The organism is Hallella mizrahii, from assembly GCF_009695775.1.
Taxonomy (GTDB): Bacteria; Bacteroidota; Bacteroidia; order Bacteroidales; family Bacteroidaceae; genus Prevotella; species Prevotella mizrahii.
In genome coordinates this window covers 1-14211 of record NZ_VUNG01000063.1, presented here as the reverse complement: position 1 = coordinate 14211, position 14211 = coordinate 1, and the positions used below count along the sequence as shown (strand labels likewise).

The 14211-nt window shown below is 52.4% G+C and carries 7 protein-coding genes; all 7 read left to right on the top strand.

Annotated features, from left to right (window positions below; all coding sequences use genetic code 11):
* Positions 1–1665: 1665 nt before the first annotated feature.
* The 7 genes from FYJ73_RS14860 to FYJ73_RS14830 all read left to right on the top strand — a co-directional run bounded on the left by FYJ73_RS14860 (position 1666) and on the right by FYJ73_RS14830 (position 13705).
* Positions 1666–4125 (top strand): LVIVD repeat-containing protein, encoded by a 2460-nt coding sequence (locus FYJ73_RS14860; protein ID WP_154535527.1) that lies wholly within the window; start codon positions 1666–1668, stop codon positions 4123–4125.
* 138 nt (positions 4126–4263) lie between these two features.
* Positions 4264–6747 carry a hypothetical protein gene (locus tag FYJ73_RS14855; protein WP_154535526.1) on the top strand — a complete coding sequence of 828 codons (2484 nt, stop codon included), beginning with the start codon at positions 4264–4266 and terminating at the stop codon, positions 6745–6747.
* Positions 6748–6826: 79 nt separating this feature from the next.
* A complete protein-coding gene (locus FYJ73_RS14850) occupies positions 6827–8224 on the top strand; it encodes a TolC family protein (protein WP_154535525.1) in 1398 nt (465 codons plus the stop codon).
* The gene (locus tag FYJ73_RS14845; protein ID WP_154535524.1) at positions 8221–9354 is read left to right on the top strand and encodes an HlyD family secretion protein; all 1134 of its coding nucleotides are present in this window, start codon (positions 8221–8223) and stop codon (positions 9352–9354) included. Before FYJ73_RS14850 ends, FYJ73_RS14845 begins: the two co-directional genes overlap by 4 nt.
* Before the next feature lie 105 nt (positions 9355–9459).
* Entirely contained in the window at positions 9460–11133 is a 1674-nt protein-coding gene (locus FYJ73_RS14840) for a TackOD1 domain-containing metal-binding protein (protein WP_154535523.1), read from the top strand.
* A 10-nt stretch (positions 11134–11143) separates the two neighbouring features.
* Positions 11144–12463, top strand: coding sequence for a glycosyltransferase family 2 protein (locus FYJ73_RS14835; protein ID WP_154535522.1), 1320 nt, complete (start codon positions 11144–11146; stop codon positions 12461–12463).
* A gap of 9 nt (positions 12464–12472) precedes the next feature.
* Positions 12473–13705 carry a nucleotide sugar dehydrogenase gene (locus tag FYJ73_RS14830; protein WP_154535521.1) on the top strand — a complete coding sequence of 411 codons (1233 nt, stop codon included), beginning with the start codon at positions 12473–12475 and terminating at the stop codon, positions 13703–13705.
* Positions 13706–14211: the final 506 nt, after the last annotated feature.

Below are 14211 nucleotides of genomic sequence, written 5' to 3'. Positions count from 1 at the left end.
AATTCAGTGTCAAGGGTGACAATGTAGGGGCGGGGTTCATCCCCGCCCTAACCCCGCAAAAGATATAAAAAACGACGCACTGGATATTTTCCGTGGAATCATAGTGAGAGGAAATATAAATCTTTATACTGCCATTATCGCTTTGGCATTTTCAAACGGAAAAGAAAAAAGAAAATCATGGTCATGCTTATGCTCCCCAAGGAGCAATGGGTCTAAAGCTATGGGATAGTCTTGCGAGCAAGCTCGCCGTCTACCCCATAGCTTTAGACCCACACCTTTGGTGTCAAGCCTGCCCATGACGAAAATCGCTAACGCGTAAAATTGCCCCTTGGGCATAAAATCCTGCGGCCGAAAGATAGTCCATAGCGTCTTGAAAGTCTGCTATGCTGCTTGTGTTCTGTTGGGCGGTATCATATTTTATGCGCCTTGGCGCAATTTATTTTATGCGCTTATGCGCAATTTTATGCCAAGGCAATTTTCGTCATAGGCTGGCTTTTACCCCGTCAGGGGTGGTGTGGATGTGATGGGGCAGACTGCGAGCTTGCTCGCAAAGGCTGCCCCATCACTTCCACACCATAGCTCCATCGGGAGCTTAAGCCTGCCTATTTTCCTTGAGTTATGGACCTCTCTAACCAATTATGAACATATCGGCCCACGGGAAATATCCAGTGCGCCGAATATTCCCGCTGATTTTTTCTCACGAATTAAACAGATCCCACTCAAGTGCATTCATGCACTACATAATAGCATCTGAATAGAAATCTGCGAGATCTGCGAAATATGCGTAGGAATATCCACGCTGAATATTTCTTTCCCACGCTGATTACGCAGATTACGCAGATCTATAGTGCATTCATGCACTACATAATAATATCTGATTAGAAAATCTGCGAGATCCGCGGAATCTGCGTGGGGAATATTCAAACAGATGGCACGGGGGGAGAATGATTACCGCCAAGGGGGTTAGGGCGGGGATAAACCCCGCCCCTACGAGCCCACCACTTCAAACGACGTTTAAGATCGGAGACAATTCCCCACAATTCAGTGTCAAGGGTGACAATGTAGGGGCGGGGTTCATCCCCGCCCTAACCCCCTTGGCGGTAATTATTTCATTCCCCCCTGCCGCATATTTTTGATATGTTTTGCGGGGCGAGGGCGGGGATAAACCCCGCCCCTACTCACCGCCTGCCGCACCGTTAACGGGGTAATACCACCCAAACGATGTGGATGCTATCCACCAAAAGGAATTCGCTTCTATATAACTAACCCTATTATATCAACAACTTGTTATCGCCAAAGGGCGATATGGCAGCTGAATAGTTACACTTTTTTGCTTCTACATACCTTTTCGACATACTTTTTTGACAATACTAAAGTTTTTTGTGTTAAACTTAGAAAAATTATCAGCAAAATCTTGTCTATTATCGTAAAAAGGCTTATCTTTGGAGCGGAAAAGACATGCAACATGACTTTTGACAGAAATGGAGGAATAGAATATGCAAAGAATTGCGATATCTGCTGAGGGACTGACACCATAGCCGGATGCTTCTCGAACTCGGCACCTTAACACTCTATATATTAAGATTCTATCATCATAGATCATGCTGTGACAACGGACACGTCACAATGAACGAATACTTCTAACGGATAAATGTTTTTGTAACAATGGTAACTAATAGATTTTGTAACATCGCCATCTCGTCACTGATCGTGATGGGTATGACAGCCTGCTCTAGCGACGACCCCAGCAATGGAGGAACGCAGATCAACTCACAGGCAGACCAAATCAGTGTGCTGCTGAACAGCACCGCTAACCGAGTAACAAACTACGGTAACACTACCGGAGCCAAGGCGTTCACACGTGCCTTGCCCACTTCTGGTGCCCCCTCACTAGGACTTGAATTGCCTACAAAGCCTACTGGCAACGGATGGACAGCGCTGAACAGTGGCGACACAAAGCTCGCTGACAACGCTATCGTCACCATCAACAACATGCCTTCTCTATCTCTTGACATGAACGGAAAGAAACTGCTGTTGCAGAAAAACCTGACGCTCACCGGACTGACAGGCGGTGGTACGATCTATGTGCCGGGCGGCAAAACGCTGACACTCGAAGGTGTGAACAGTACCACCACAAACATCATCGTCTATGGCGGCGGTAAGCTCGTGGTGACGGGCGTCTCTACTTTCACCGTAGAAAGCGGAGCCAGCCTCATGGCCAAGAACTCTTTCTATAAGTCGGGCGACGGCAACAAAGAAGCTGCGAATGACCAGACCTTCCTTGGCATCGACCTGATCAACAACGGTAATATCCTCACCGGAACAGAATTCCACGCTAAGAACATTACGCTCGACGCTGGCTCTCAGACACAGGTGGGTACCAACGTCACTGCCGATGAGAAGCTGACTGCTGCCGGTAAGCTCTCGGCTCAGATTATCACCGCTACTGATGCCTCCGTGACGGGCACTGTCGTTGCCAGCAAGCTCTTCTCGCTCGCCAACAGCCTCACCGTGAATGGTGCCGAGGCTAAAGTCTATGGCAACTACATCAAAGCCGGTCAGTATGACGACTCCAAGAACAAGGCTGCCACGTTCATCCGTCAGGAGAATGGTTCCAATATCTATGTTGGCGACAACGGACTGATCAACACCTACACCTATTATAATACAGACGGCAAAGGATCAAAGATCAACCTCACCAACGGCACACTGGCTGTCTTGGAGACCAAGCAGATCGTGACCAACGACGACAACGCTTCCTTCCTCACAGCCCCCAGCGGCAGTACCTTCGGCGTTTATTTCAAGCGCGCCTACAAAGGCAGTGTGGCTGACAACACCCTCCTCGACTGGGATGACTTCGCCTTCGACGGTGGCGTTAACGTGCGCAAGCTGAACAAGGAGGACGACTTTGCCGACATCACCATCCCCGCCGACAAGGACATCCAGTGCCTCGGCTTCAACCCCGACAAGAAAGGTACTAAGACAGCCACAAACTATCAGCTGCTCCGTCCGACGGCTGAGGTGACTTATGGCATCAACAACGATGAGCGCAATGGCCGCTCTGCTACGGGTGTCGTCGTTGATGGCAGCAACGTGTATGTCTGCTATCATACCAACGGCACCGCACAGGCCGGTATGCTCGACTACTTCACTACGACAAGCGACGGACATGTGACGCTCCAGCAGTCGATCTCGGCTGTAGACGCTTCAAAGAAGAATGCTGTCGACTGGAACAACATCGTGCTCGACAAGGAGCAGCACAAGCTCATCGGCACCGGTAACGGACAGAAGGGCGGACTGATCACATCACTGTCACTGACAGATGCCGGCGCCTTCAACACAGACGCCTCCTCCACTGCCGGCAGTACACTGGAGCCGCTGAAAGCAACAGTCCTGCAAAAGGTTACGACTACGAATGACAAGACGACGGGCGACGGCAACGCTGTCATCGTCAACGGCGACTATTATCAGGTGGCTACCCTCTACGGCACAGAGACTTTCAACCGCAGCGATCTCAGCGGCGCCTATGCTTCAAAACTCGGCGACGCCAAGTACATCACGAAAGATGACAAGAATGTATATGTCAGCTATGTCGACGGCAACGATCTCAAGGTCAACAGCTACGATGCAAGCAACGTACGCCTGGACAACGGCTCTACTCTCTTCAACGCCGGTAAATTCGAGACCTTCAAAGGCACCAACGGCAAGAGCGTGATGGCAGTCGACGGCAACGACATCTATGTCTGTCTCGGCAAGGGCGGACTGGCTAAATATACCAACGGTACGCTGACGGGTCTCTTCATCCCGAAGGACGCTACCTATACCGCTGATGGCGATAACAAGAAGTACAGTGAGGGCACCACCGTGACCCGCGGCTACTGCAATGGCGTCTGCGTCAAGGGCGATAAGATTTACATTGCTTACGGTTCTCTCGGTCTGATCGTCATCAACAGGAGCGATATGACCGCAACCACTGAGGATGCTGCCAAGCAAACACCTGAGGTGGCTCGTTACACCGCCGGCAAGTCTGCTAACTTCGTAGCTGTGGATAACAACAACAACATCTACGTGGCCTACGGAAAGAACTGCCTGAAGGTGCTCAAACTGGTGAACAAATCTCGCTAAACACCCTGAAGAGGTGAGTATGTAATGCCCTGAAGAGGTGAGAATCAAATCATTCGTAACTTCCATCCGGGGGTTAGGGCGGGCATAAAGCCCGCCCCTACAAGCTCACCACAATCAATAACCATAAACTCAGGAACCATGAATAAGAAGATCTTTTATCTATTCTCTGCCGCACTCCTCATAGGAGGGTTGACAGGGTGCTCGTCAAGTGACGACCCAGGCAGTGAGGTTAATCAGATCAACCCCACTCGCATCGGCGAGGCGCTCGACGATATTACCAGTCAGATGCAGTCTTCTATCTTTAACTGCAACCAGGCTAAATCAAGGACACGCGCCGCAAGCGATATCGATGCACAGATTCCCAAAGAGAATGAAGTAAGCTTCAACAATGCAGTGCCAAGCAATGCCGTGGATATCACAGAGGGTGATCCGGCTATCTATAATCCTGGCGGCACATGGCTGGTGCCTAAGGGGAAGACATCGTTAGGCAAAGGTATCTGTGGAGGCAATGGTACAACTATCTATGTAGAAGGTACCTTAGAGAAACCTAACATTTATACGGACAAAGCTACGATCATCGTCAAGAAAGGTGGCAAACTCATTTTAGGTGGTAATGGCAACCGTATCTCTGGTAATGGAGGCACACTCATCGTCGAAGAAGGTGGAACGCTCGAAACACCATCTGGGGAGCTTAAGATCGCTAATAATGAGAAAATATATATCAAAGGTGACTTCAGCTGTAAGAAAGCATGCATTCAAGGAACACTTTATGTAGACGGCAACTTAACAGCAGAAGGTTTCTACTCGGGAAATACGGCACCCAATCAGTATTATCATGGTGATATTATGAACTCCGACACCCGTCTGTATGTCGCAGGCAAGCTGACCTCCACGGATGCTGATTTATGGACCGACGGCTACATCCGTGTGGGCGGGGACATTGACGCCGGAAGCCATGCCATCTACTTCCAAGACAAAACTCATCTGATTGCAGACTGTGGTATTAAGGCAAATTTGGTGGAGGTGAACTCCAACGAGGCTGAGATCCACGTCAACTATATCAAGTGCGCCAACTTCAACCAGTGGGCTTCTTCAAAAGTATATCTGAACGACAAAGGCCTCATTGACATTGACGGCACCTATACCAACAAGAACAATGGCAACAATGCCGCTATCATCATGGAAGGCGACGGGGCCATGGGTGTGGTAAAGGCCGCTAAGATCAGTTTCAACGGCAGTGGCTCACCCGAGACTCTCAAAGACTGTTACTTCATTCAGACTTCCGGCTCACAGAAGGCTGGCGTGGACTGCAACATCTTTAACTTCGGTACCGGGGACGACGCAGACTTCACGAAGGTCAACTTCGTCAATGGTACAGTGGAGCACATCTCCGAGGGTAAGGTCTTAGATGCCAGTGGTAATAAAGTAAGTGATGAAGTAAAATACTCCATCCCCGCCGACGGTTGTCACGGCAACGGCTACGTCCCCAGCAAGCCGGGCACACCGGACACACCGGATACTCCGGATACTCCGGAGAACCCGCAGCCGGTGGTCGTCTCCGAGAGCCACACCCACGACATCTCTGCTACCTGTGTGCAGACCGACGGCACCAACGTCTATGTGTCTTACCACAAGAGAGGCAATGAACAGAGTGGATGCCTGGAGATGCTCAGCACCACAGGCGACGTGACAACGCTCAAGCAGTTCGTACGCGATCATGACAATGCCATCGACTTCAACCACATCACCCTCGATAAGTCCGACAAACGGCTCTATGCGGTCGGCAACAACAAGAATGGAGGCTTCCTGGGCTATGTGCACCTTACTGACGATGGCAAGATCGACTGCACATCGCAGGATATGAAAGGCCTCGATAGCACCGAGATTGCGCACAAGACCTACGAGCCGCTGCAGCTCGTCAAGCTCTATCAGGCTCAAAGAAGCGCTAACACCACGCATTCCAAGGACGGTGGCGACGGCAACTGCGTGATCGTCAACGGCGACAACCTGCAAGTGGCTTCCACCTACGGCTATGAAATCTTTGACAAACACCTCAACCCTGTGGGCTACAAGCAGACAGCAGGACGCGCTAAGCACCTCTGCTTCTCGCCTGACGGCAATAACGTCTTTGCTATCCACTACGACGGTACGCAGATCGCGAATGAAAACACTGAGGTAGGCTTGGTGCTGGATAAGTTCGACAAGAGCGATGCCACGATGCAGTCACCCGTCTTCAGTAAAGATGCCAACAAGGTGAAGCCCAACAACGGCAAGAACGCCATGTGTGTCTACGACGGCAAGGTCTATGTCTGCCAGAGCATGAACGGACTCTACGTCTATGATGCCAACACCGGTACACAGGTCGGCCATTACAAGGAGGATATCTGGTCCGACGAGCACCAGAAGGATCTTGCCATCTGCGCCAATGGCGTGGCAGTCGATGCCAACTACGTATATATCGCTTATGGCAGCCGCGGACTCGTCGTCTTGGACCGCAACACGTTGAAGAAGGTTTCAAGCTTTGTCAGCATGCGCTCCGCCAACTATGTGACGCTCGCCAACGGCTACATCTACGTGGCATACGGCCGCAACTGCCTCAAAGTGTTCAAGCTCGTCAAGTAAATACATCTCTTTTCCTTCCTCACCCTCCGCCGTCTGTCCGTCGGGACGCGGCGAAGGGAGAGGATAACTAACTGAAACTATGCACCACTTTTCTCATCGATTGTCCCTGGTGATAATCCTGGCTTTACTGACGACTTTGGCCCATGCCCAAAACGACATGGAATATGGCTACCGCCCGAAGATGCTGGTTTATGAGAATCTCAAGAACGACAGCGTACTGCGCGACTTCCATCGTCGTTTTCGCGTCATGGAGCGTGTCGTCTTCTTTCCCGTTGACTATGTCATGCCCCAAGCTCCTGTCTTCGGCTTTCCTGCCGGCGATGCCGTCAGCGACAGCCTTTATCAACTCAAGGCCGGGTTGGACATGCTGGCTTTGGACCGCAACACAGGACTGGAAGTCACAGGACAGGTCTACGGCCGCCTCAGCAAGAAGCTGACCAGCTTCCTCTCCACCGACGACGACGACCCCGTCTCTGTCTACAAGGCCAAGGTGCAGGCCGAAGTAGGATGGAACTGGATCAACAGCAAATTCTATCACGGATACTACAAAGAGCGTGACATCAAACTCGGTACCGACATTGCCAAAGCACGCCAGCGCCTGGATGACGGCCGTGCCGACATGGACGCTTGGGCCGACAGCCTGGAACAGCACTGGAATCACGTCATCGCCGGTGTCATGCTCTGCCACGTTCGCAACCTCGACGTACTCAACGAGGCCTACCAGATGATGCTCGAGCAGGACCGCATCACCAGCGGACAGCTCCTCGACGTGATGAACGAAAAGATGCAACTCGAGTTTCAGCTTGCCCAGTTCTATGCCAAGGACTCCATCGCCCCGCGTGAGGAGTTGGTATGGCTCAAGCCAGAAGCCATCGCCATCGACACGGTGAGCCTGCGCCAGCAGGTGGCCGCCAACAACCCACAAAACCTGCTCAACAAGCTGAAGATCGCGCAACTCGACAACAATGCCAAGCTGCTATCCTATATCGCCACGATGCGGCTGACCCCCTTCGCCCGCTGGTCGACCTATCTCACCAGTCAGGACAAGATCTCCAACAATGTCGACTTCGGTGTGCGCTTCACCTTTCCGCTGTGGAACGCCACCAAACATCAGAAAGCTTCCATCGAGGTGCAGAAGGAAATCCTACGCGACGAAAACAGCACCTACACCGACAACGTCATGACCCACTGCCGGATGAACATCGACGCCGTCCGCCGCCTCAACCAGGCCATCGCCGTGGAGTACCGCCACCTTACCCAATTGAAGAAATATCTCGCCATGCGACAGAATACCTACGCCAAGAACCAAGGCCGATACAGCTATATCGACCGACTCTTAGAGTACAACCAATACCTCAAAAGCATGGAACGCCTCTATACGCAGATGAAAGAGCGATCGCTGAGCCTCATACAGATCCAGCGACTGGCCAACGTGCCCAATGTCCACAGTTTCGTAACGACGACACCCATACTATGAAAGAATTTAAGTTTGAACAGCACACCGAGGAGCAAGACGCCCTCTTCCTGCTGAAACAGCAGAAGAAGAAACTCGCCAAGCAGCAAGTCATCTTTGCCGCTGCCTTCATCGTGGCGCTCATCTTTCTCATCTTCTATGCCGTCAGCCGCTCGGTCTACACCTACTACGATGGATATATCAGTCTCGATAAAAACAACATACGCGCAGCGCAAGACATCTACATCCTGAAAATGAAGGCCAACGTCGGCGACTCCGTGCAGAAAGGCGACACGCTCTTCTCCTACGTCATCATCAGCCACATCGGTGACCTCAACAACATCAACAACGAGCCGGCCTTTGTGCAGCGCACCAACGACATGAAGACGCAGGCCATGCTCGCCCGACAGGAAATCCCCGTGCTCCGTGAGCAGCTCCGACAATTGCAGCTACAGCTGCATTCCGAGCGCAACGACATCTTCTACGGTCTGACCAACAACACCAAGCAAAACGACCTCAAGGCGCAAATCGCCGAGACACAGGCAAAGATACGAGAGGCACAGAACAAAGTACGCATCTATCTCATGCGCGAAGGCGAAGGGCGCATCAAACTCATCCACTCCGGACTTTACAGCCGCGCTGTCAATGCCATGCCCTACTCGCCCTATGGCAACGAATACACCGACGAGGTCCTCAACTACGCCTGCGCGCCCGAAGACGGCTTCATCACGGACATCCACTTCACCAACTATTCCATCGCCATCAAAGGCGACGAGGTGCTGAATCTGAAATTTCGTGACATCGACAAGTCCCACCTACACGTGATGACTTACGTGCCTGTTGACAAGGCACGCTCACTGTTGCGCGCCGACTCCATCGAGGTCATCGTCGATGACCGCACCCGTTTCAGTGCCCACCTCGTGCGTTTGGGATTGGGCGTGCAGCAGCTTCCGGATTATCTGATGAACAACTTCTCACGCGACGCCATGGTCATCATGGCCACCCTCAACATCAACAAAGGGCAGGAGATCCCCTTCTGGGTCCTCAACAACAACTTGCCTGTGAAGATCCGTGTCGGTAAATTCTTCCTGCACAAAAAACTTAAAGACGCAGAGCAACGTTACTTGATCAAGTCTACCCCCCCCCCACGGTAAAAGGCGGGCAATAGATACCAATGAATAGCGCCGGCAGCGCGGGCCGCAGCCTCAACCCATCTTAGCCGCGCAGACTAATAAACAGACACATTACAAGAAGGTCAAATGATAGATATCGTAACTAACAAACACGGTTACCGCATCCTGGTATGTGACGAGCCTGTATGGGTGGAGTTCCGCACCCAATACAAGGCCGGCGACTTCGATGGCGTGTTTATCAACATTCCATTTGCCAATGATGTGGAGCTCATCCTCAAGGGCCTCAACCCGATCACCTGCAACAAAGCAGCCTATAAGCCGTTCTTTGCTGCCAGGACGCTGAGGGACAAGATCGGCATCTACGACGAGATGTTCGATGCCTATATCGACAGTGTCGACGAGGAACTCGTGCTCAAAACCTTCAAAGAGTTGGAAAACTACCGCAAAACATATGGCGTGCCCCAAGAGACCGGTGCCATCACCAACCATGGCCTGCTGATCCTGCGCATCTTCCGCTATTACATTTCCCGCAATAAACTGATCCTGGAGCCCAAGGTCATGGAAAAAAGCGCCATGGGCTGCGCCTTCCCGCTGGCAGAATGCCTACACAGCTGGAGTCTCTTCCATATCAATGAGTATTTCTCCTGGATCGACATGGGCGTAGCACACGGCACGCTGGCTTACCGCAAGACCGTCTACCGCATGCATGTCTGCCCAAAGTGCCAGCACTCCCACCTGATCTATCAGGAGCAGTGCCCCAACTGTGGCAGCAACGAACTTGACTACGAGCCGGTGATCCACCACTTCCCCTGTGCCAACATTTCTCCGGAGCATACCTACATCGTCGGCGGACAGCTCATCTGCCCCAAGTGCCACAAGCCTCTGCGACATATCGGCATCGACTACGACCGCCCCACCTCGCTCTATCTCTGCCACAACTGCCATCAAAGCTTCCTCACGCCCGACACCACCGCCCGCTGCACCTACTGCGGCACTGTGTCGAACGTCAACGACCTCTTCCCCCGCAACATCCATGTCGTGGAGATCACACCGAGAGGCATCAACGATATCTGCCATGGCGTCCACGCGTTCTCACCCTACAACGACTATTTCAATAACTACATGCCCGTGGAGGCATTTGAGAACCGACTCCAGATGATCGCCACCCGCTCCCTTGCCCACGACGGCGTGATCCGCGGACTGATGATCGCGCTCCTCTGGGCCACAGACGAAAACGGTGGCGTGATGACCCGTACGGAGGAGGTAGTGGAGGCCGCCTCACGACTCTTTGTCAACAACAAAGTGACGGCAACCAATTTCTGCGTATACGTCCAAAGCACCATCCTCGAAGACGAGGGCGAGCATGCCAGGGAGCAGTTCCGGAAAAAAGTCAGCGACAACGCTGCCTACATGGCCATGTTTCTCCAACCCTACACCAAGCTGCACATCGCCTTCAAGGCCATCGGCAACAACGTAGAGGAAGACCGCCTCTTCGTCAAGGAATGGTCGCTCATACCCAGCACCAGCGACATCACCATCCGCTATGAGGAAGTGCCGCACCCCAAGGACATGAGCACGATGATGTTTATCAGCCACAAGCTCAATGCCACCTTTGAAGACGGCCAGACCGAGGAAGCACGCCGCCTCGCCGACCGAGAGCGTATGCGCCAGGAAATCGACGAGCTCCAGGACCGCCCGCCTATTTCCAAGCTCCTCTCATACCTGAAGTGGGGATATATCGTTTTGGCCATTGTGGCCGTCATCGCCATCATCGCCGGATACTGGTTCTGGCTGAGATAAAAACAATGCTATGCTTGACACGATACTATACTACATCAGCAGCTTCGTCGACTTCCTGCGTGGACTCAATGTGAGCAATGTGGTGAGAACCTACTGGTTTCTCTTCTTCGTGGAGTTTCCGCGATACTACATCCTGGAGTACGGTGTGCTCTTCTACCGCTTTCTCACACGTGCTCGCCGCCATCGTCGCCGTGCGCTGGCGCGGTGGCTTCTCCACCACGACCGTCCGCTGGTGACGATACTCGTGCCAGGCAAGAACGAGGGAAAAAATATCTATAAGCTGGTCACCACACTGCGTGAGCAAACCTACAACAACTTCGAGATCATCATCGTCGACGACGGCTCTGACGACGACACGCCACTCATCTGCCACGATCTGGAGCGCGCGAAATACATCACCAAATACCTGCGTTGCAACGTACGCGGCGGTAAAGCCTCTGCCGCCAACTTCGGCGCACGCATCGCCACAGGAAAATATATCGTTCACCTCGACGCCGACTCCTCGCTGGACCGCAATGCCATCGAGAACGTGCTCATCCCCTTCTACATGGACAAACGTGTGAAAGCCGTCGGCGGCTGCGTACTCGTGCGCAACTACAAGGAAAACATCTGCACCTCGCTGCAAGGCTATGAGTATCTCAAACGCATACAGGTGGGCCGACTGGTGACGAGTCAGCTCGGCATCTACCATATCATCTCCGGTGCCTTCGGCGCTTTCGACGCTGAAACACTCAAGGAAATCGGTTACTGGGACATTGGACCGGGCCTCGACGGCGACATCACGCAAAAGGTGCGCAAGGCCGGACACCGCGTGGCCTTCGCGCACAATGCCGTCTGCCTGACCAACGTGCCTACACAATGGTATAAGCTCTATCATCAGCGCATACGCTGGAGCCGCTCGCTGGTAAGGTTCCGACTCAGGAAACACCTCGACATTCTGCTGCCCAACCGCAACTGGAACTTCCTGAACTTCCTGAGCAACATGGAGAGCATCTTCTACGATTGCATCCTGAACTTCATCTGGTGGTTCTATATCATCAACCTGATCTTCACCTTCCACGCCTCGTTTCTGCAAATCTTCGCCTTGGGATATATCCTGCGCATCGCGCTGAACTATATCGGCTGGGGTTTGGTGAGAATCATCAGCGAGCGGCCGGGTGCCACCTACTGGTATCTGCGCTACTTACCCCTCATGCCCGCCTACTCGGGATGGTTCATGCGATTTGCCCGCACCACAGCGCAGCTGAGCGAACTCTTCTTCTTCCAGTCCTATAAAGACAACTGGAACCCCTATAAGACCTCACGGTCTGCACAATTGGAAAAAATCTAACTCATAAATATGAAGAAAACAGATATTGCATTGATCGGCTTAGGTTATGTTGGACTGCCATTGGCTCTGGCCTTCGCAAAACGCTACCACGTAGTCGGCTTCGACGTTGACGGTAAAAAATGCAACAACCTCAAAAAGGGACTTGTCAGCCGTGACCAGTGTGATGCCACAAAGCTTCGCAATGCCTTAGACCATGGTAACTTCCACATTACTAACAAACTAAACGACACCAAGGCATGTAACTACTACATCATCGCTGTACCCACACCCGTATCCAAAGACTATCACGCCGACCCTACACTGCTGAAAAAGGCCTGCGAAATGGTGGGACAGGTCATCGACAAAGACGACACTGTCGTCATCGAGTCTACCGTATGGCCGGGAATGACGGAAGAGATCTGTGTCCCCATCCTGGAAAAAGTCTCCGGACTGAAACTCAACACCGACTTCTTCGTCGGCTATTCACCCGAGCGTATCAACCCTGGTGACAGCCAACACCCCGTGGAACGCATCAAAAAGATCGTCTCCGGATCCACACCCGCCACGGCAACAGCCCTTGAGAAACTCTACGGATCCATACTGCTCAACGGCACATACAAGGCACCCTGCATCCGCGTGGCCGAAGCCAGCAAGGTCATGGAAAACTGCCAGCGCGACGTGCTCATCGCATTCGCCAACGAGATGCACACCATCTTCTCTGCTTTGGGCATCAACACCGAGGATGTCATCGCCGCTGCCAGCACAAAGTGGAACTTCATCCCCATGCATCCCGGACTCGTCGGCGGACACTGCATTCCCGTGGATCCCTACTATCTCATCGACAAAGCTGATACCGTCGGCATCGATGCACGACTGCTGAAAACAGCACGAAGCGTCAACAACAACATGGCCATCGACTATGCTCACCGCATCGCCGACAAGCTGCGACGCAGTGGCGGCACCAGTGTCCTGCTCCTCGGCTTCGCCTTCAAGCCCAACTGCGACGACATCCGCAACACACGCGTGGCCGATGTCTACAACGAGCTGAAGAAGACCGTCAGTGACATCACCATTTGCGACCCGCTCATCGACGTGGAGAAAGCCAAGGAAAACTATGGCATCACCGTCGTGCACAGCCTGCCAAGCAACAAAAGCTATGACGTGATCGCCGTCACCACGGCCCACGACATCTTCTCACGCGATGCCTTCCTCCATATCGAGCACAAGCCCATCATGCACCTGTGCGAGAAGACCACGGAATAGACCCACACGACATCATCTAATATCATATAGTAACTATTCAGCGGGTTCCACCGTAGGGGCGGGGTTTATCCCCGCCCTAACCCCCTTGACAGTAATCATTCCACACCCCGTGCCACATGTTTGTATATCTTTGCGGGGTTAGGGCGGGGATAAACCCCGCCCCTACGTTCTCACCGCCTGCCGCACCGTTAACGGGGTAAAACCACCCTAGCGATGTGGATGCTATCCACCAAAAGGAATTCGCAGAATAGTTACGAGGCGAAGTAACTATTCGGTGAATGCTGGTTAAAAGGCAGAAAATAAAAAGCTAACGCAGCAAAAGTCTACTTCTGACGAATCGCTACTTACTAACTTCTCCATCGGTAGTGACATCATCCACCGCTTCCTAGGTTTCTGACCAAAGGAAATCTCGATTATTTTTCGTTTTTAACTAAATTTATTGTAATGTTGATTTTTTATTTACGTTTATAGCGCTGCCTCAAGTGAAGGTTCCGCCTTCAATACTA